General features: G+C 67.3%; 26 protein-coding genes. All 26 read right to left on the bottom strand.

Features of this window, described 5'->3' with window-relative positions:
- Window positions 1–59: 59 nt before the first annotated feature.
- Entirely contained in the window at window positions 60–725 is a 666-nt protein-coding gene (locus ACIQOE_RS15100) for an adenylate kinase (RefSeq protein WP_351318174.1), read from the bottom strand.
- Window positions 725–2,038 carry a preprotein translocase subunit SecY gene (gene secY / locus ACIQOE_RS15095; protein ID WP_351318172.1) on the bottom strand — a complete coding sequence of 438 codons (1,314 nt, stop codon included), beginning with the start codon at window positions 2,036–2,038 and terminating at the stop codon, window positions 725–727. Before secY ends, ACIQOE_RS15100 begins: the two co-directional genes overlap by 1 nt.
- Window positions 2,039–2,378: 340 nt before the next feature.
- Window positions 2,379–2,834, bottom strand: coding sequence for a 50S ribosomal protein L15 (rplO, locus tag ACIQOE_RS15090; protein ID WP_007443991.1), 456 nt, complete (start codon window positions 2,832–2,834; stop codon window positions 2,379–2,381).
- Between the two features lie 2 nt (window positions 2,835–2,836).
- Complete coding sequence (rpmD, locus tag ACIQOE_RS15085; RefSeq protein WP_003974250.1) at window positions 2,837–3,019, bottom strand: 50S ribosomal protein L30; 183 nt, start codon at window positions 3,017–3,019, stop codon at window positions 2,837–2,839.
- A gap of 2 nt (window positions 3,020–3,021) precedes the next feature.
- Entirely contained in the window at window positions 3,022–3,627 is a 606-nt protein-coding gene (rpsE, locus tag ACIQOE_RS15080; protein ID WP_009190144.1) for a 30S ribosomal protein S5, read from the bottom strand.
- A gap of 36 nt (window positions 3,628–3,663) precedes the next feature.
- Window positions 3,664–4,047: a 50S ribosomal protein L18 gene (gene rplR, locus ACIQOE_RS15075; RefSeq protein WP_089099426.1), complete on the bottom strand. Its 384-nt coding sequence runs from the start codon at window positions 4,045–4,047 to the stop codon at window positions 3,664–3,666.
- Between the two features lie 3 nt (window positions 4,048–4,050).
- Window positions 4,051–4,590, bottom strand: a complete 540-nt coding sequence (gene rplF / locus ACIQOE_RS15070) for a 50S ribosomal protein L6 (protein ID WP_351318169.1) — start codon at window positions 4,588–4,590, stop codon at window positions 4,051–4,053.
- Between the two features lie 24 nt (window positions 4,591–4,614).
- Window positions 4,615–5,013, bottom strand: a complete 399-nt coding sequence (gene rpsH / locus ACIQOE_RS15065) for a 30S ribosomal protein S8 (RefSeq protein WP_030420829.1) — start codon at window positions 5,011–5,013, stop codon at window positions 4,615–4,617.
- 210 nt (window positions 5,014–5,223) lie between these two features.
- Entirely contained in the window at window positions 5,224–5,409 is a 186-nt protein-coding gene (locus tag ACIQOE_RS15060) for a type Z 30S ribosomal protein S14 (RefSeq protein WP_003948630.1), read from the bottom strand.
- A gap of 5 nt (window positions 5,410–5,414) precedes the next feature.
- The gene (gene rplE / locus ACIQOE_RS15055) at window positions 5,415–5,972 is read right to left on the bottom strand and encodes a 50S ribosomal protein L5 (RefSeq protein WP_123974794.1); all 558 of its coding nucleotides are present in this window, start codon (window positions 5,970–5,972) and stop codon (window positions 5,415–5,417) included.
- The gene (gene rplX / locus ACIQOE_RS15050) at window positions 5,972–6,295 is read right to left on the bottom strand and encodes a 50S ribosomal protein L24 (RefSeq protein ID WP_030967306.1); all 324 of its coding nucleotides are present in this window, start codon (window positions 6,293–6,295) and stop codon (window positions 5,972–5,974) included. The genes rplE and rplX overlap by 1 nt, the downstream gene beginning before the upstream one ends.
- 2 nt (window positions 6,296–6,297) lie before the next feature.
- Window positions 6,298–6,666, bottom strand: a complete 369-nt coding sequence (gene rplN, locus ACIQOE_RS15045; RefSeq protein WP_003992364.1) for a 50S ribosomal protein L14 — start codon at window positions 6,664–6,666, stop codon at window positions 6,298–6,300.
- 133 nt (window positions 6,667–6,799) lie between these two features.
- On the bottom strand, window positions 6,800–7,087 hold the full coding sequence (gene rpsQ / locus ACIQOE_RS15040; protein WP_089099430.1) for a 30S ribosomal protein S17: 288 nt from the start codon (window positions 7,085–7,087) through the stop codon (window positions 6,800–6,802).
- Window positions 7,087–7,311, bottom strand: coding sequence for a 50S ribosomal protein L29 (gene rpmC / locus ACIQOE_RS15035; protein WP_030174543.1), 225 nt, complete (start codon window positions 7,309–7,311; stop codon window positions 7,087–7,089). The genes rpsQ and rpmC overlap by 1 nt, the downstream gene beginning before the upstream one ends.
- Window positions 7,311–7,730, bottom strand: coding sequence for a 50S ribosomal protein L16 (gene rplP / locus ACIQOE_RS15030; protein ID WP_030788270.1), 420 nt, complete (start codon window positions 7,728–7,730; stop codon window positions 7,311–7,313). The genes rpmC and rplP overlap by 1 nt, the downstream gene beginning before the upstream one ends.
- Before the next feature lie 5 nt (window positions 7,731–7,735).
- Window positions 7,736–8,563 carry a 30S ribosomal protein S3 gene (gene rpsC / locus ACIQOE_RS15025; protein ID WP_093499641.1) on the bottom strand — a complete coding sequence of 276 codons (828 nt, stop codon included), beginning with the start codon at window positions 8,561–8,563 and terminating at the stop codon, window positions 7,736–7,738.
- On the bottom strand, window positions 8,563–8,910 hold the full coding sequence (gene rplV / locus ACIQOE_RS15020; RefSeq protein WP_003974262.1) for a 50S ribosomal protein L22: 348 nt from the start codon (window positions 8,908–8,910) through the stop codon (window positions 8,563–8,565). Before rplV ends, rpsC begins: the two co-directional genes overlap by 1 nt.
- Window positions 8,911–8,954: 44 nt before the next feature.
- Complete coding sequence (gene rpsS / locus ACIQOE_RS15015) at window positions 8,955–9,236, bottom strand: 30S ribosomal protein S19 (RefSeq protein WP_003992359.1); 282 nt, start codon at window positions 9,234–9,236, stop codon at window positions 8,955–8,957.
- A gap of 12 nt (window positions 9,237–9,248) precedes the next feature.
- Complete coding sequence (rplB, locus tag ACIQOE_RS15010; RefSeq protein ID WP_189268841.1) at window positions 9,249–10,085, bottom strand: 50S ribosomal protein L2; 837 nt, start codon at window positions 10,083–10,085, stop codon at window positions 9,249–9,251.
- A 38-nt stretch (window positions 10,086–10,123) separates the two neighbouring features.
- On the bottom strand, window positions 10,124–10,543 hold the full coding sequence (gene rplW / locus ACIQOE_RS15005; protein WP_351318163.1) for a 50S ribosomal protein L23: 420 nt from the start codon (window positions 10,541–10,543) through the stop codon (window positions 10,124–10,126).
- Window positions 10,543–11,199 (bottom strand): 50S ribosomal protein L4, encoded by a 657-nt coding sequence (gene rplD, locus ACIQOE_RS15000; RefSeq protein ID WP_351318161.1) that lies wholly within the window; start codon window positions 11,197–11,199, stop codon window positions 10,543–10,545. The genes rplW and rplD overlap by 1 nt, the downstream gene beginning before the upstream one ends.
- Before the next feature lie 7 nt (window positions 11,200–11,206).
- Window positions 11,207–11,851 carry a 50S ribosomal protein L3 gene (rplC, locus tag ACIQOE_RS14995; protein ID WP_351318159.1) on the bottom strand — a complete coding sequence of 215 codons (645 nt, stop codon included), beginning with the start codon at window positions 11,849–11,851 and terminating at the stop codon, window positions 11,207–11,209.
- A gap of 17 nt (window positions 11,852–11,868) precedes the next feature.
- Entirely contained in the window at window positions 11,869–12,177 is a 309-nt protein-coding gene (gene rpsJ, locus ACIQOE_RS14990; protein ID WP_003948644.1) for a 30S ribosomal protein S10, read from the bottom strand.
- Window positions 12,178–12,619: 442 nt separating this feature from the next.
- Entirely contained in the window at window positions 12,620–13,159 is a 540-nt protein-coding gene (locus tag ACIQOE_RS14985; protein ID WP_401411835.1) for a hypothetical protein, read from the bottom strand.
- Window positions 13,160–13,326: 167 nt separating this feature from the next.
- A complete protein-coding gene (locus ACIQOE_RS14980) occupies window positions 13,327–14,064 on the bottom strand; it encodes a hypothetical protein (RefSeq protein WP_401411833.1) in 738 nt (245 codons plus the stop codon).
- 50 nt (window positions 14,065–14,114) lie between these two features.
- Window positions 14,115–18,755 carry an RHS repeat-associated core domain-containing protein gene (locus ACIQOE_RS14975; protein ID WP_401411831.1) on the bottom strand — a complete coding sequence of 1,547 codons (4,641 nt, stop codon included), beginning with the start codon at window positions 18,753–18,755 and terminating at the stop codon, window positions 14,115–14,117.
- Between the last annotated feature and the right edge of the window lie 91 nt (window positions 18,756–18,846).

Below are 18,846 nucleotides of genomic sequence, written 5' to 3'. Positions count from 1 at the left end.
CCTGACAACAGTACGGCCGCGGCACCCGACGGGGCACCGCGGCCGGAACCGCCGTGGAACTACTTCTTCTCGTCCTCGTCCCGTCCGAGCGCGTCCAGCGCCCGCCGGGTGATCTCCTCCACCGGGCCCAGCGAGGAGATCGTACGGACCAGGCCCTGCGACTTGTAGTAGTCGATGATGGGCTCGGTCTGCGTGTGGTAGACCTCCAGCCGCGTCCGGACCGTGTCCTCGGAGTCGTCGTCGCGCTGGTACAGCTCGCCGCCGCAGATGTCGCAGACACCCTCGGTCTTCGGCGGGCTGTAGGTCACGTGGAAGACGTGGCCGTTGTCCTTGCGGCAGATGCGGCGGCCCGCGATCCGCTTGACGACCTCGTCCTCCGGGACCTCCAGGTCCAGGACCGCGTCGAGCTTGATGCTCTCGTTCTTCAGGAGCTCGTCGAGCGCCTCGGCCTGCGAGACGTTGCGCGGGAACCCGTCCAGCAGGAAGCCGCCGGTCGCGTCCGGCTGCTCCATGCGGTCCTTGGCCATGGCGATGGTGACCTCGTCCGGGACGAGGTTGCCGGCGTCCATGTAGGACTTCGCGAGCTTCCCGAGATCCGTCTGCTGGCTGATGTTGGCCCGGAACAGGTCGCCCGTGGAGATGTGCGGGATCTTCAGCTTCTCGGCGAGGCGAACGGCTTGCGTTCCCTTACCGGCACCGGGCGGCCCGACGAGGACGATTCGCATCAGCGGAGGAACCCTTCGTAATTGCGCTGCTGAAGCTGGCTCTCGATCTGCTTCACCGTTTCGAGGCCCACACCCACGATGATCAGGATGCTGGTGCCACCGAACGGGAAGTTCTGGCTTGCCCCAAAGCCAACCAACGCCATCGTCGGTACGAGAGCGATCAGACCCAGATACAGCGAACCCGGCCAGGTGATCCGGTTGAGCACGTACGACAGGTACTCAGCGGTCGGCCGGCCAGCCCGGATGCCCGGGATGAAGCCACCATACTTCTTCATGTTGTCGGCTACTTCTTCGGGGTTGAAGGAGATAGCGACGTAGAAGAACGCGAAGAAAACGATCAGCAAGAAGTACAGGGTGATGTAGATCGGGTGGTCACCCTTGGTGAGGTTCGTGCTGATCCACTGCTTCCAGCCGGAGTTGCCGCCGGCGAACTGCGCCACGAGCGCCGGGATGTACAGCAGCGACGAGGCGAAGATGACCGGGATGACACCGGCCTGGTTCACCTTGAGCGGGATGTACGTCGACGTACCGCCGTAGGACCGGCGGCCGATCATGCGCTTCGCGTACTGGACCGGGACCCGGCGCTGGGCCTGCTCGACGAAGACCACCAGGGCGACCATGACCAGGCCGACCGCGATGACGGTGCCGAACTCGATCCAGCCGCCCGCCAGGGTGCCCTGCTTCTTGATGGCCCACAGCGCGGACGGGAAGGTCGCGGCGATCGAGATGAACATCAGGATCGACATGCCGTTGCCGATGCCGCGGTCGGTGATCAGCTCACCGAGCCACATGACGACGGCCGTACCGGCGGTCATGCAGATCACCATCGTGATGGTGGTGAAGATGGCCTGGTCCGGGACGATGCTGGAGGCGACCGTGCAGCCGTTGAAGAGCGCGCCGCTGCGGGCGGTGGCGACCAGGCCGGTGCCCTGCAGGATGGCGAGGGCCACCGTCAGGTACCGGGTGTACTGCGTGATCTTCGTCGTGCCCGCCTGGCCCTCCTTCTTCAGGGCTTCCAGGCGCGGGATGACCACGGTCAGCAGCTGCAGGATGATGCTCGCGGTGATGTACGGCATGATGCCGAGCGCGAAGATCGTGATCTGGAGCAGCGCGCCACCGCTGAACATGTTGACGAGACCGAACAGGCCCTGGTTGCCGGAGGCCTCGTTCACACACGTCTGAACGGCTTTGTAGTTGACGCCGGGGATCGGGATGTGGGTGCCGACCCGGTACACCACGATGATGGCCAGCGTGAAGAGCAGTTTCTTGCGCAGGTCGGGCGTCCTGAACGCCCGGGCGAACGCGGTGAGCACGGTGCCTCCTGCGACCCCCGCGTGTGCGCGCGTGAGGTGGATGACTAAGGGTTTGATGGCCTGTGGAACGAGATTACGGCATGCCGAGACGGCGCTGGATACCAGCGGCCCAGCCTACCCATATCGAGGTCCTTACGGGACACCGATCCGCATGGCTCTTACGGGTCAATGTCTCGAACACCTGCGTACAAAAACCTCTTTACCGCTCGCACGGGCATACCGCGGCCCCCGCGCTCGAACGGCTGATCGACGATCCGCGACATGAGAACGGCCGGGGACGACCCTCCTGAGAGGGCGTCCCCGGCCGTCTTCGCTGACGTGAGTCAGACGGTCACCGGACTCAGACGAGCTCGGTGACGGTGCCGCCGGCGGCGGTGATCTTCTCCTTGGCGGAGCCGGAGACGGCGTCGACCGTCACCTGCAGCGCCACGGAGACCTCACCCTGGCCGAGCACCTTGACGAGGCTGTTCTTGCGAACGGCACCCTTGGCGACGAGCCCCTCGACGGTGACCTCGCCACCCTCCGGGTACAGCGCGGCCAGCTTGTCGAGGTTCACGACCTGGAACTCGGTCTTGAACGGGTTCTTGAAGCCCTTCAGCTTCGGAAGACGCATGTGGAGGGGCATCTGGCCACCCTCGAAGCGCTCCGGCACCTGGTAACGGGCCTTCGTACCCTTGGTACCACGACCAGCCGTCTTACCCTTCGACGCCTCACCACGACCCACACGGGTCTTGGCGGTCTTGGCGCCCGGGGCGGGACGGAGGTTGTGGATCTTGAGCGGGTTGTTCTCCGCCATGATCAGTCGACCTCCTCGACCGTCACGAGGTGGCGGACGGTGTGCACCATGCCGCGGAACTCGGGGCGGTCCTCCTTGACGACCTGCGTGTTGATGCCCTTGAGACCAAGGGAACGCAGGGTGTCACGGTGGTTCTGCTTGCTGCCGATGTAGGACTTGACCTGCGTAATCTTGAGCTGCGCCATGATTACGCACCCGCCCCGGCACGCGCACGCAGCAGAGCCGCGGGAGCGACGTCCTCCAGGGGCAGACCGCGGCGGGCCGCGATCTCCTCGGGACGCTGCAGGCCCTTCAGGGCCTCCACCGTCGCGTGCACGATGTTGATCGCGTTGTCGGAGCCGAGCGACTTCGACAGCACGTCGTGGATACCGGCGCACTCGAGCACGGCACGCACCGGGCCACCGGCGATAACACCGGTACCGGGGGACGCGGGCTTGAGCAGGACGACGCCGGCAGCCTTCTCACCCTGGATGGGGTGCGGGATGGTGCCCTGGATACGGGGGACCTTGAAGAAGTGCTTCTTGGCCTCCTCAACACCCTTGGCGATGGCGGCCGGCACCTCCTTGGCCTTGCCGTAACCGACACCCACGGTGCCGTCACCGTCGCCCACCACGACCAGCGCGGTGAAGCTGAAGCGACGACCACCCTTCACAACCTTGGCGACGCGGTTGATCGCGACAACGCGCTCAACGTACGCGGTCTTCTCGGCGGCAGCAGCGCCGCCGTCACGGCCCTTCCGGTCCCGCCGCTCGCCGCCACCGGCACCGCCACCGCGGCGCTGGGGTCCAGCCATTGGATTACCTCTCTCTTTCCGCTAGCTACAAGCGGCTCAGAACTTGAGCCCGGCTTCGCGGGCGGCGTCCGCCAGGGCGGCGATGCGCCCGGCGTACTGGTTGCCACCACGGTCGAACACCACGGCCTCGACACCGGCGGCCTTGGCACGCTCGGCGACCAGAGCGCCGACCTGCTTGGCCTGCGCGGACTTGTCACCCTCGCCACCACGGACCGAGGTGTCCAGCGTGGACGCCGACGCCAGGGTGTGACCCTTGATGTCGTCGATCACCTGGGCCACGATGTGGCGGTTCGAGCGGGTAACGACCAGACGGGGACGCTCCGCCGTACCGGAAATGTTCTTACGGATCCGGATGTGACGGCGCTTGATCGCGGCGCGCTTGTAGGCGTCGCCCTTGAGGATCTTCTGTCCGTATGCCATGGCTTACTTACCCGCCTTTCCGACCTTGCGGCGGATGACTTCGCCCTCGTACTTGACGCCCTTGGCCTTGTACGGGTCGGGCTTGCGCAGCTTGCGGATGTTGGCCGCGACCTCGCCGACCTTCTGCTTGTCGATGCCCTCGACCGAGAACCGGGTGGGGTTCTCGACCTTGAAGCTGATGCCCTCGGGGGCCTCGACGAGGATCGGGTGGCTGTAACCGAGCGCGAACTCGAGGTTGGCGCCCTTGGCGGTCACGCGGTAACCGACACCGCTGATCTCGAGCTTCTTCACGTAACCCTGGGTCACGCCGGTGATCATGTTCGCCACCAGCGTGCGGGACAGGCCGTGCAGGGCCTTGCTCTGACGCTCGTCGTTGGGGCGGGTCACCGCGAGAGTGCCGTCCTCGCCCTTGGCGATGTCGATCGGAGCCACGACGGTGTGGGTCAGCTCGCCCTTGGGGCCCTTGACCTTCACCGTGCGGCCGTCGATGGTGACGTCCACGCCGGCGGGAACCGCGATGGGGAGCTTGCCGATGCGCGACATAGCTGTTTCCTCCGTTCCCTTCTGCTACCAGACGTAGGCGAGGACTTCTCCGCCTACGCCCTTCTTGCCGGCCTGCTTGTCGGTGAGGAGCCCGTGCGACGTGGAGATGATCGCCACGCCCAGGCCGCCCAGCACCTTCGGCAGGTTGGTGGACTTCGCGTACACCCGGAGACCGGGCTTGGAGATGCGCTTGATGCCCGCGATGGAGCGCTCACGGTTGGGACCGAACTTCAGGTCCAGGACGAGGTTCTTGCCGACCTCGGCGTCCTCGACCTTCCAGCCCGTGATGAAGCCCTCCTGCTGGAGGATCTCCGCGATGTGAGACTTGATCTTCGACGCCGGCATCGTCACGGAGTCGTGGTATGCCGAGTTCGCGTTCCGCAGACGCGTAAGCATGTCTGCGATCGGATCAGTCATGGTCATGAATTGGCCTTCGGCCTCTCTCGCCGGGGTTTCCAGGTGCCCATCCCTCTCCTCGATCCGAGACGAGGCGGGTGCGGTGCGGTGGACCTACGGCGTAGTAAGTCGTACGGGGCGTCAGGCGCCCAACCCTCCAAGCCTAAGCCATGGAAGGGTGGGCCCCTGACACGCCCATTGCTTACCGAGAGCTTCGGGAATCCCTAAAAGCAGGGACTACCAGGAGCTCTTGGTCACGCCCGGCAGCTCGCCACGGTGAGCCATCTCACGAAGGCACACGCGGCACAGGCCGAACTTGCGGTACACGGAGTGCGGGCGGCCACAGCGCTGGCAGCGGGTGTAGCCACGCACACCGAACTTCGGCTTGCGAGCAGCCTTGGCAATCAGAGCCTTCTTCGCCATCTCGCTCACGCCTCCTTGAACGGGAAGCCGAGGTGACGAAGGAGCGCGCGGCCCTCAGCGTCGTTGGTCGCCGTGGTCACCACGGTGATGTCCATACCCCGGGTGCGGTCGATCTTGTCCTGGTCGATCTCGTGGAACATGACCTGCTCCGTGAGACCGAAGGTGTAGTTGCCACGGCCGTCGAACTGCTTGGGGGACAGACCACGGAAGTCGCGGATGCGCGGCAGCGCGAGCGACAGGGTGCGGTCCAGGAACTCCCACATGCGGTCGCCACGGAGCGTGACGTGGGCACCGATCGGCTGGCCCTCACGCAGCTTGAACTGCGCGATGGACTTGCGGGCCTTGGTGACCTGCGGCTTCTGACCGGTGATGGTGGTCAGGTCGCGGATCGCGCCCTCGATCAGCTTCGAGTCACGGGCGGCGTCGCCGACACCCATGTTGACCACGATCTTGACGAGGCCGGGGATCTGCATGACGTTCTCGTACTTGAACTCGTCACGCATCTTGCCCGCGATCTCCTCGCGGTACTTCAGCTTCAGACGCGGAGCAGTGGTGGTAGCCATCAGATGTCCTCACCCGTCCGCTTGGCAACGCGGATCTTGTTGCCTTCGTCGTCGAAGCGGTAACCGACACGCGTGACGACCTTGTTGCCGTCCTTCTCAACGACCAGCTGGACGTTGGAGACGTGGACGGGCGCCTCGGTCGTGACGATGCCGCCGGCCTGGGAACCGCGAGCGGTCGGGCCGGCCTTGGTGTGCTTCTTGACCCGGTTGACACCCTCGACCAGGACGCGGTCCTCGCGGGGGTAGGCCGCGATGACCTTGCCCTGCTTGCCCTTGTCCTTGCCGGTGATGACCTGGACCAGGTCGCCCTTCTTGATCTTCATGCTTACAGCACCTCCGGAGCCAGCGAGATGATCTTCATGAACTTCTTCTCGCGCAGCTCACGGCCGACGGGGCCGAAGATACGGGTGCCACGAGGGTCGCCGTCGTTCTTGAGAATGACAGCGGCGTTCTCGTCGAAGCGGATGTACGAGCCGTCCGGACGGCGGCGCTCCTTGACGGTGCGAACGATGACCGCCTTGATGACGTCACCCTTCTTCACGTTGCCGCCGGGGATCGCGTCCTTGACGGTGGCGACGATGACGTCACCGATGCCCGCGTAGCGGCGACCGGAGCCACCGAGCACACGGATGCAAAGGATCTCCTTCGCACCAGTGTTGTCGGCGACACGCAGTCGCGACTCCTGCTGGATCACGTCTATCTCCTGTTTGTCTGCCGGTTCCCGGCAGGGGCCTCAGTGAAGAGGGCCCCTGCCGAGCCTGGCGGAACTGTCCTGCGAGGGATGCCCCGCAGGAACGTACTTTTGGGAATTCCCTTGCGGGAATTACCTACTTGGCCTTCTCGAGGATCTCGACGACGCGCCAGCGCTTCGTCGCGGACAGCGGCCGGGTCTCCATGAGGAGGACACGGTCGCCGACGCCCGCGGCGTTCTGCTCGTCGTGCGCCTTGAGCTTGTTCGTACGGCGGATGACCTTGCCGTACAGCGCGTGCTTGACGCGGTCCTCGACGGCGACGACGACGGTCTTGTCCATCTTGTCGCTGACGACGAGACCCTCACGGGTCTTGCGGAAGCTGTCGCGCGCCTCAGTGTTCTCAGTCACGTTGCTCTCGCTCATCAGGCGCTCTCCACCGTCTCGATGCCCAGCTCGCGCTCACGCATCAGGGTGTAGATCCGCGCGATGTCCTTACGGACGGCCTTGAGCCGACCGTGGTTCTCGAGCTGACCCGTCGCCGCCTGGAAGCGGAGGTTGAACAGCTCTTCCTTGGCCTCGCGGAGCTTGCCGAGAAGCTCCTCGTTGCCCAGCTCGCGCAGCTCGGACGCCTTGGTACCGGCCGACATCACGCTTCACCTGCCTCGCGCTTGACGATCCGGCACTTCATCGGCAGCTTGTGGGCTGCGCGAGTCAGGGCCTCACGGGCGATCTTCTCGTTGGGGTAGGACAGCTCGAACATGACCCGGCCCGGGTGCACGTTCGCGATCCACCACTCCGGAGAACCCTTACCGGAACCCATGCGGGTCTCGGCAGGCTTCTTCGTGAGCGGGCGGTCCGGGTAGATGTTGATCCAGACCTTGCCGCCACGCTTGATGTGGCGGGTCATCGCGATACGAGCGGCCTCGATCTGGCGGTTGGTCACGTACGCCGGCGTGAGGGCCTGGATGCCGTACTCGCCGAACGCGACCGTGGTACCGCCCTTGGCCTCACCACGCCGCTTGGGGTGGTGCTGCTTGCGGTGCTTGACCCTACGGGGGATCAGCATGTCGGTCAGGCCTCCGTTCCGGTGCTCTCAGCAGCCGGAGCGGCGGCGGCCTCGGCCTGGGGGGCCTCGGCAGCGGGAGCCTGCTGCGGCTTGCGACCGCGCCGCTCGCCACCACGGCCACCACGGGCCGGGCGGTCACCAGCGCCACCGCCACGGGCCGGGCGGTTGCCGGCACGGGCTGCGGCGTTCTCGGCGCGGACCTCGGCGATGTTCTTGACGTCGCCCTTGTAGATCCAGACCTTCACACCGATGCGGCCGAAGGTCGTCTTGGCCTCGAAGAAGCCGTAGTCCACGTTCGCGCGGAGCGTGTGCAGGGGCACGCGGCCCTCGCGGTAGAACTCCGAGCGGGACATCTCGGCGCCGCCGAGGCGGCCACCGCACTGGATCTTGATGCCCTTGGCGCCGGCCTTCATCGCCGACTGCATGCTCTTACGCATGGCGCGGCGGAAGGAGACGCGGGAGGAGAGCTGCTCGGCGACGGCCTGAGCAACCAGCTGAGCGTCCGTCTCGGGGTTCTTGACCTCGAGGATGTTCAGCTGGACCTGCTTGCCCGTGAGCTTCTCGAGGTCGCCGCGGATGCGGTCGGCCTCGGCGCCACGGCGGCCGATGACGATGCCCGGACGCGCGGTGTGGATGTCCACACGCACACGGTCACGGGTGCGCTCGATCTCCACCTTCGAGATGCCGGCGCGCTCCATGCCGGACGTCATCATCCGACGGATGGCGACGTCTTCCTTGACGTAGTCCTTGTACAGCTTGTCGGCGTACCACCGGGACTTGAAGTCCGTGGTGACACCGAGCCGGAACCCATGCGGGTTAACCTTCTGGCCCATTACCGGGTTCCTTCCTTGCTGCTGACGACCACGGTGATGTGGCTGGTCCGCTTGCGGATCCGGTAGGCACGGCCCTGGGCACGCGGCCGGAACCGCTTCAGGGTCGGGCCCTCGTCGACGTACGCCTCGGAGATGAAGAGGCTGTCGGCGTCGGTGTGGTCGTAGTTGTGCGCGGCGTTGGCGATGGCGCTGTCGAGCACCTTGCCGACCGGCACGGAGGCTGCCTGCGGAGCGAATCGCAGAACAGCCTGAGCCTCCGTGGCATCCATGCCACGGATAAGGTCCACCACGCGGCGGGCCTTCATGGGCGTAACGCGGATGTACCGCGCCTGGGCCCTGGCTTCCATGGTTGTCCCTCTCAGTTACTTACGTGTCTGAATGCGATCCGCTACTAGCGGCGCTTCGACTTCCGGTCGTCCTTGACGTGGCCCCGGAAGGTGCGGGTCGGCGAGAACTCGCCGAGCTTGTGACCGACCATCGACTCGGTGACGAACACCGGGATGTGGGTCTTGCCGTTGTGCACCGCGAGCGTGTGACCCAGCATGGCCGGGACGATCATGGAGCGACGGGACCAGGTCTTGATGACGTTCTTGGTGCCGGCTTCGTTCTGGGCGTCCACCTTCTTGATCAGGTGGTCGTCTACGAAGGGCCCCTTCTTCAAGCTACGAGGCATCTCAACCAGTCCTTAACGCTTCTTGTTCGTCTTGCGGCGGCGGACGATGTACTTGTTCGACGCCTTCTTGGGCGAACGAGTACGACCTTCCTTCTTGCCCCACGGGGAGACAGGGTGACGACCACCGGACGTCCGGCCCTCACCACCACCGTGCGGGTGGTCGACCGGGTTCATGACGACACCACGGACGGTCGGGCGAACGCCCAGCCACCGCTTGCGGCCGGCCTTGCCCCAGTTGATGTTCGACTGCTCGGCGTTGCCGACCTCACCGACGGTGGCGCGGCAGCGCGCGTCCACCATGCGGATCTCGCCGGACGGCATACGGAGGGTCGCCATGGCGCCCTCACGGGCGAGCAGCTGCACCGAGGCACCCGCGGAGCGGGCGAACTTGGCGCCACCGCCGGGACGGAGCTCGATCGCGTGGATCGTGGTACCGACCGGGATGTTGCGGAGGGCCAGGTTGTTGCCCGGCTTGATGTCGGCCCCGGGACCGTTCTCCACGGTGTCGCCCTGCTGCAGGTTGCGCGGGGCGAGGATGTAGCGCTTCTCGCCGTCCGCGTAGTGCAGCAGCGCGATGCGCGCGGTGCGGTTGGGGTCGTACTCGATGTGCGCGACCTTCGCAGGCACGCCGTCCTTGTCGTGACGACGGAAGTCGATCACTCGGAAGGCGCGCTTGTGTCCGCCACCCTGGTGGCGAACGGTCACACGACCGGCGTTGTTACGGCCGCCCTTGCTGTGCAGCGGGCGGACCAGCGACTTCTCCGGCGTGGACCGCGTGACCTCGACGAAGTCGGCGACGCTGGCGCCACGACGGCCCGGCGTAGTCGGCTTGTACTTGCGGATTCCCATTTCTCAGTCCTCGTCCGATATCGGACGATCCGACCCGCTTACGCGGTCGGACCGCCGAAGATGTCGATACGGTCGCCCTCGGCGAGGGTCACGATCGCGCGCTTGGAGCCCGCGCGCTGACCGAAACCGGTCTTGGTGCGCTTGCGCTTGCCCTGGCGGTTGAGGGTGTTGACCCCGGTGACCTTGACGTCGAAGACCGCCTGGACGGCCTGCTTGATCTGGGTCTTGTTGGCGCCGGGCGCGACGATGAACGTGTACTTGCCCTCGTCGAGGAGCGCGTAGCTCTTCTCCGAGACGACCGGCTTGAGCAGCACGTCACGGTGGTCCGTGAAGGACTTGCTCAGCGGGGTCTCGACGGTGTTCTTGCCCTCGGCGGCGTGACGGCGCGCCTTGGCGACGCGCGCGGCCTTGGCGGCCTTGGCGGCCTTCGAGGCGATGCTCGGGTGACGGGTAGCCATCAGACCTCGGTCCCTTCGGTGTCGTTGGCCTTCGGGCCGGCGACGAAGGACTCGAAAGCGGCCTGGGTGAAGACCACGTCGTCCGAGACGATCACGTCGTACGTGTTCAGCTGGCCCGGCTCCAGGATGTGGACCTGGGGCAGGTTGCGGGCGGACAGCCACGCGGCCTCGTCGGCGCGGTCGACGACCAGGAGCAGGTTCTTGCGCTCCGAGATCTTGCCGAACAGCGTGCGAGCGGCCTTGGTGCTGGGGTTCTCGCCCTCGATCACGCCGGTGACGACGTGGATGCGGTTGTGGCGCGCCCGGTCGGTGAGGGCGTGACGCAGAGCGGCAGCCTTCATCTTCTTCGGGGTGCGCTGCGAGTAGTCACGCGGCTGCGGGCCGTGGACGACGCCACCGCCGGCGAACTGCGGGGCGCGGGTCGAGCCCTGACGGGCGCGGCCGGTGCCCTTCTGGCGGTACGGCTTCTTGCCACCACCACGGACTTCGCCACGGGTCTTGGTCTTGTGCGTGCCCTGGCGGGCAGCGGCGTTCTGCGCGACGACGACCTGGTGGATCAGCGGGATGCTGACCTTCTCCACGCCGAAGATCTCCGCGGGGAGCTCGACGCTACCGGTCTTCTCGCCGGCAGGCGAAAGGATGTCAACAGTGCTCATCGGTACCTCAGGCCCCCTTGGCCGCGGTGCGGACCAGGACGAGGCCGCCGTTCGGACCGGGAACCGCGCCCTTGATGAGCAGCAGACCCTTCTCCGCGTCAACGGCGTGGACGGTCAGGTTCTGGGTGGTGACCCGCTCGTTGCCCATGCGACCCGCCATGCGGAGGCCCTTGAACACGCGGCCCGGGGTGGCGCAGCCACCGATGGAACCGGGAGAGCGGTGCTTGCGCTGGGTGCCGTGACCGGCGCCGAGGCCCTTGAAGTTGTGACGCTTCATGACACCGGCGAAGCCCTTGCCCTTGCTCTTGCCGGTGACGTCGACCTTCACGCCGGCCTCGAAGACCTCGGCGGTGACTTCCTGACCGAGGGTGTACTCGGTGGCGTCGGCCGTCCGGATCTCGACGAGGTGACGACGGGGGGTGACGTCGGCCTTCGCGAAGTGACCCTTGAGGGGCTTGTTCACCTTGCGCGGGTCGATCTCGCCGAAGGCGAGCTGGACGGACTCGTAGCCGTCGACGTCGTTCGTACGGACCTGGGTGACGATGTTCGGGCCGGCCTTGACGACGGTGACCGGGACGACACGGTTGTTCTCGTCCCACACCTGCGTCATGCCGAGCTTCTCGCCCAGGATGCCCTTGATCTGCTTAGCCATTCTCAGATCACCGGCCCTCAGAGCTTGATCTCGATGTCGACACCGGCCGGGAGGTCGAGTCGCATCAGAGAGTCAACGGTCTTGGGCGTCGGGTCGAGAATGTCGATCAGGCGCTTGTGCGTGCGCATCTCGAAGTGCTCGCGCGAGTCCTTGTACTTGTGCGGCGACTTGATGACGCAGTACACGTTCTTCTCAGTGGGCAGCGGCACCGGGCCCGCGACCGACGCACCAGTGCGGGTCACCGTCTCGACGATCTTCTTCGCCGAGGAGTCGATGACCTCGTGGTCGTAGGCCTTGAGCCGGATGCGGATCTTCTGTCCCGCCATGGCTACTCAGTAGTCCTGTCTCTTCTTACGCTCCGGAACCCGGCGGATTCGTCCTGCTGCCTTCGCGTCTCCGACCCACGCGGTCGGGCGTGTCGCGCTCCCGCTGACACAGATGCCCCTTGTTCGAACATCCCTGTGGGGAATGCACACGGCCCTTCCGGAACCGCAGGCCGGGGGCGGAAGGCCCACCGGGTGCCTGGTCGGTGCCGCACCTTGCTTCCCGAAAGATTCCCGTACGTCCGTCCCAGTGCTGCCGTGTGGCAGTTAGGACGACGAGTACTGTGGGACTCGCTTCCGGTCCTCCCGGCGGGAGGCGCGCAGCATCAACACTCGACCGAGCAACCCCGCTAGTCTGCCATACGTGACAGGGGGCTGGCCAATCGAGCCGGAGAGAATACCCCCAGGGTGACGTAGGTCAAACACAGGGCCGAGCGGGGCGGGGTCAGAATCCCCAGGGGTCGGGGTGGGGCTTGGCCGCGGGATCCTCCGACCAGGTCAGCCGGGCCTCGATCTGGTCCCCCGTGAGACCGAGCAGCCGTTCGGCGGCCCAGCCGTTCCACTGGACGGCGCGCGGGAACTGGGGCAGCCGGAAGGCGGGCAGCCCGGCCGGCAGTGCTTCGGGGCGGTACACGGGTTTCTTGATCTCGCCGTTCCGCTTCGGTTTGGACGACCTGCGGAGGTCGAGGCAGTCGACGACCTGGTCGACGAGGAACAGGACATAGTCGTCGCCCTTGCCGTTGCGGATCTCGACGGGTACCAGGCTTCCGGCCGACAGCAGCTCGTCCCCGAACCCCTCGGCCAGGCGGCGGCTGAGCACGGGCGCTCCGGGACTGCCGCTCGGGAACTCGCTCCTGGGCGCGGAGTCGTCCATCCATTCGGCACGCAGCCCGGTCGGCCGGTCCGCGTCGCCGCCGCTCCGCTGCCACCGCATGAGCCTGCTCTGGTCGGCACCGTCCAGCCGCAGCGTCTCGTAGTCGCTCAAGCCGGGCAGGAGCCTGCAGACTGCCCGACGCGGCACGCCGTCGGCCCCAGGGGACCTGGTCCGTTCGTACCCCAGGATGTTCACACCGCCTCCCTCACACCCCGTCGATCAAGCCGATGCCGCCCTTGACGGTCCGCGAGGCCCGGTTCGCCCAGGGGCCGGACGGGTCAGCGCAGGCTCTCCTCCACCAGGGGCAGCAGCTCGTCGAGCCCCAGTTCCTGGGTGTTGTCGGACGCGTCCGACAACACCCACGTGCCGTTCCGGTCCCACCGCACGCGGCGGACGTCACCGGCGTGGTTCTCGTACTCCACGAACCCGCCGGGAGCGTCCCGCAGCTCCGGGATCTCGGCCAGCAGGACCTGGGGCCGGGCCAGGGCACGCCCCGGGTTGTCGCTGCCTCCCCCGGTCCGGGGGTTGTCGAAGCGCATCTTCAGGAACGGCATGGGGCCACGGCCGATGTCCGCGGTCGCCAGCATCTTGTGGTACCTGGCCTCCGCCTCCTCCACCGTCTCCCGCCCCGAGAACTCGCACAGGTACGCGGGGAAAACGATGGTCGTCAGAGGCGTGAGGTCGGGGTTCTGGACCCGGTGGTGGCCGTGCACCCCGGGCACGACGGCCGCGACGGCGTCGAAGGAGTACCCGGGCGCCTCGAAGCCGCCGACGCAGGTCAGGAAGCGCCCTTCGGCGAACAGCTCGGACTCGTGCGCGCGGGCGAAGGCGAGCACCGCGGCGGCCAGCGCGTCGTCGTGCCGGCGCACCTGGTTCATCTGGAGAAGCCGGGTGCCGTCGCCGGTCAGCGCGCCCGCGAAGTTCAGCACCGGGTTCAGCCGCCAGGTCCAGGCGCGGTCCAGGCCGTCGATCGGCGTGGCCCGCGGAAATGCGGTGACGGTGGACTGCAGGTCCATGGTTCCTTCCGGGGTGTGCGGGGTCGGTTCCGGTCGGTGGGGCCCGGCCTTCAGCGGCAGGAGTAGTTGTCGCCCGTGTCCTGCCGGTATCGCGCGTCCATCAGCGCACCACCGCGAGAGTTCTTGCTCTTCTCCATGGCTTCCATCTTGTCGGCGTCGTTGTAGAAGTCGTTCCGGGTGGCCCGGCCGGTGTCGTAGCCGGTGCTGTTCCAGTGATCCACGACGGGTTGCGTGTGCTCGTACGTGACCGTCTCATGGAACGGTTTCGAACCGGGGTTCTTCGGGTCCCAGATGATGTCACCCTTGGAGTCGAACCAGGTGAGATCCTCCCGCGGGATCTTGTTGCCCCTCGCGTCGACCGGCCGCGCGTCCTGGTCCACACCCTCCAGCGTCCAGTTCTTGGCCATCTCGTCGTGTGTGGACTCCCGGTATCCGGACGGGTACTCGCTCTTCCTGTTGTGCGCCGTGTCCGGTGCGTCGGGGTCGCGGGCGTACTGGCCGTTGTCCTCGTCCCGGTAGAGGCCGAGCGGGTCGATCCACCGGTACGGGTTGGACACATAGGCGGTGTCGTTGGCGGCGGGCAGCAGCCCGAGCGGATCGGGGGTCGTGTAGTGCCCGGTCTCGGGGTCGTAGTGGCGGTGGCGGTTGTAGTGCCAGCCGGTCTCGGCGTCGGCGTACTGGCCGGGAAAGCGCAGCGGGCAGGCGATCTCGCCGGCCGGTTCCCCGGCGCCACCGGACGTCGCCCCCATGGGCAGACCCCACAGCGTGCTGAGTCGCTTCCAGACCAGCTCACCGTCGGGTGAGACGAGTTCGGCGGGTGCCCCCGACAGGTCGGTGATCACCGCGTGGAAGCGGGTGCCCTCCCCGGGGCCGTCGGTCAGACGGTCGATCTGGGTCAGCGGCAGGTGGGTACCCGGGGCGTAGTCCCAGGAGGTCACCCGGCCACTGGTGCTGATCTGTTCGGCAAGCCGCGCGCCGTCCCAGGTGAAGCGCGTCTCCTCGGCGACGGTGCCGTCCGCGGCGAAACACAGCTTCGCCACTCTGCGGCCCTCCGCGTCGTAGCGGTAGCGCCAGCGCGTGCCGTCCGGCGTCACGGTGCCGACGAGCTGGCTCTGGCTGTTCCAGGCGAACGTACGGACGCGTTTCTGCCCGTTGAGCAGTCGGCGCACCGAACGGACGATCCGGCCGTCGGAGTCCCGTTCGTAGCTGGTCCGGCCGCTTCGGCGGATCAGGGTTCCGGTGAACTGCCGGTCCCTGTCGTCGCCGCCGGTGACCGGTGTCGAGGCCTGGACCAGGTTCCCGAGGTCGTCGTAGGCGTAGGTCTCGGTCCAGTCGCGCGCGTGGACGGCGGTGACGCGTCCGCCGCCGTCGAGTTCGAACCGCCGTGTGCCGCTGGTCAGTTCGCTCAGCTCTACCAGGTAGCCGTCGGCGCGGTAGGCGTAGCTGCGGTGCTGGAGCAGTGTCTCCGCGCCCTCCGGGTGCCGGGAAAGCGTCTGGGACGTGAGCCGGCCGGCCTCGTCCCAGGACTGGCCGAGCGTGATCCCGGGGCCCAGGCTGCGGGCGGTCTCCCGTCCTGCGGCGTCGAAACGGAAGCCGATCCTATGACCCGCGGCCTCCAGGCCGTCGGGTCGCCCGGCCGCGTCGTAGGTCCATGTGGAGACGATCCCGGAAGGCGTCCGTCGCTCGACCCGGCGGCCGAGTGCGTCGTAGCGGAAGGTCGTGGTGCGGCCGTCGACGCTCTCCGAGAGGAGCCTGCCGACCGGGTCGTAGGCGCGGGTGACCCCTACCTCGGGCCCGGCCTGTTCGACCAGCTGTCCCTGTCTGTCGTACCGCAGCACCGTGGTCCCGCCGTCGTGGCGGAAGGACGTCGTGCGGCCCAGGGCGTCCCGGCCGAACGAGACGGTCTCACCGGCGCCGTTGGTGGCCGCCGTGAGCCCGCCCATGGCGTTCACCTCGTAGGTGAGCGTGCGCCCGTTGAAGTCGGTCTCGGCGATCACCCGGTTCACCGCGTCGTAGGCGTAGTCCCAGGTGGCTCCCTGGGGGTTGGTCACCTGGACCAGGTTCAGCTCGGTGTCGTAGGTGAACGTGTAGCGCGAGCCGTCGGGGCGGGTCCGGGTGGCGGCGAGCTGGAAGTGCGTGGGCGTGTAGGTGCTGGTGTTGCCGGCCTCGTCGGTGTACCGCACGAGGTTCCCGGCGGGGTCCCACTCGAAGCGTTCCGCGGGTGCGTCACCGGTCTGCCGCCAGGAGAGCCACCCCTCGGCGGTCCATCCGAACCGGGTGACCTGTCCCATCGCCCCGGTGAGAGCCGTGGTCCGGCCGAAGGCGTCGTACTCGGCCGTCGAGGCGCTGCCGACCGGGTTCGTGAGCCGGACCGGCAGCCCCACGGTGTTCCCGACGGCGGTGTGCCGGTTTCCCAGGGCGTCGGTGACCTCGGTCAGGAATCCGGTCGCGTCGTAGGAGTAGCGGGTTTCCGCGCCGAGCGGATCGCGGGTGACGGTCCGGTTTCCCCGTTCGTCGTAGCCGTGCTGCCAGGTGACGCCGTCCTCCTCGGACACGGAGACCGGCAGGCGGAGGTCGTTGTAGGTGGCGGCCGCGGACGTGCCGTCGGGGCGCGTGATCCTCGTGACGTTTCCCTCGCTGTCGTAGGCGTAGCCGAAGGTGTGCCCCAGGGCGTCGGTGCGGCTCACCAGACGGTCGTACTCGTCCCACACGTTGTGCACGGCCGCGCCGAGCGGATCGGTGGTGGAGACGAGCTGCAGCCGTTCGTTGTGCCGGTAGACAGTGGTACGGCCGAGGCTGTCGGTGTAGCAGGTGGCTCGGGCCTCGGCGTCGTAGTCGACGGTGCAGTCGAGCACGCCGTCCGCGCCCTCGCCCCGGACGACGCGATCGCGGTCGTCGTAGTGGTAGCGGTACCAGGAGCCGTTCCGGTCCGTACGGGACTCGATCCTTCCGGCGAGGTCGTAGCCGAAGGTGTACGGCACTCCGGTGGAATCGTGGATCTCCGTCAGGTCCCCGGCCCCGTCGTAGCCGAACCGCAGGATCGTGGTGCCCGAGGGCCCGTCGGCGGGATCGCGCAGGCTGAGCCCGACCACGCGGCCTTCCCGGGTGTCGACGTGAAGGTGGTAGCCGCCCGAGTGTCGTACCGCCACGGGCGCGCCGTCGGGGGTGCGGTCGAAGTGCACGCGGTTGCCATTGCGGTCCGATATCGCGGCCAGCGGCAGGGTGACCGCCGATTCGTTCCGGTTTCCGCTCGCCGACGGAGCGAAGTGCCGGGTGATCCCGGTCCTGGGGTCGGTGACCCGGAGTTCCCCGGGGTGTTCGTCGTCCTGGGTCAGGGGCCAGCGCGGTCCCGCCACCGGCAGCGCCGTACCGTCGGCATCCGGAACCGGATAGCGGAGGATCATTCCGTCCTCGGTGGCGAACAGCACCTCGTCCGCGTCCACTTCCAGCCGCTCGTCGAGGGTGGACGCCCATGACTCGCCGAACCAGTTGCCCCAGTGATAGGTGGACAGGTGCGTCCGGCGAAGGATGACGGGAAGCACACCGGGCAGACCCACGTCGGTCTGCTCGATGAGCATCTCGCCGGAGACCATGTCGATGGGGTCGCCGTTCTTGCACCGCCCCTTGCCCGGCTTGCTCTTCTCGAAGGCGTCCTCGGCTCCCTTGCGCAGGTCCCTGCCGAGCCCTCTGCCCATGGCCTTGAGGCCGCCCTTGAGGAACTTCATCTCCTTCACGCCCTTGGCGAGTTTGCCCAGTGACGTGATGCCCTTGCCGCCGGGTATGCAGTCCAGGGCCGCGAACGCGACGTCCCACAGCGACGCTTGGCCTTTGGAGTATTTGTAGAGGGTGTCCGCGAGGACGACGAGGGCGGCGACCAGGACGATCGCGCCGAGGATCGGACCGCCGATGATCAGCGCGATGATCCCCACGACCGCGACGACGACCTTGCAGACCGTGACGATCGTGTCCCAGTTGTCCTCGAACCAGTGGCCCACGTCCTGCCACCAGTGCCGGTTCGGGATCCCCGCGTCCGACGCCTCGTCGATCTTCCGCTTCGCCTCGCCCGCCGCGTCGTCGCGCATCCTCCGCGCGTCCTCGGCCATCTTCTTCGCCGCGTCCAGCGCGCTCTGCGCGGTGGTGACGTCCGACTGGGCAGCGGTGTGGGCGGACTTCGCGTTCCGCATGTCCCGGGTCGCGGCCCGCACCTTCGCCTCGTCCGGCTTCTCGCCGTCCGACTGCGCGCCGGTGGGGTCGTCCTTGTACTTGTCGGCTTCCTTCCCGGCCCGCGTCACCCACGAATCAGCCGAGGACAGACGCGACTTGGCCGACGACAGATCCGACTGCGCGTCCTTCGCCTTCGCGAGCGCCCGGTCCGCCAGAGCCTGCGCCCGCTCCAGCTTCGGCCAGTAGTCCGCCAGCGCGTCCCCGCACAACTCGTAGGACTTCTTCAGCTTCTTCAGGTTCTTCGGAACGTCCTTGAACTGCTCCTTGAACACGTCCGCGGACTTCCCCGCCCACTGCAGCAGGGTGTCCTCACCCGCCATGCCCTTCACCAGACGCAACGCGTCCGAGACGTCATCGGCGAAAGCGTGCAGCTGGGAGGCGAGCGTACGGACCCGGTACGGATCACCGGGCGTCGGATCCCGGTCCAGATCGAGTGGCTGCCAGTCCGCCGGCCGGTACCCCGCCATACCCCGCAACCCCCGTCGCGTACGCCCCGTCAACCCGCCTGTGCACACGCGAACTTACAAGGAACTGGCGTTCGGGGTGAAGGCCGGCGGC

It is taken from the genome of Streptomyces sp. NPDC091282 (genome assembly GCF_044757385.1).
In the GTDB taxonomy this organism is placed as follows: domain Bacteria; phylum Actinomycetota; class Actinomycetes; order Streptomycetales; family Streptomycetaceae; genus Streptomyces; species Streptomyces gramineus.
The sequence above is the reverse complement of the archived record's forward strand: the minus strand, read 5'-3'. Positions and strand labels throughout refer to the sequence as shown.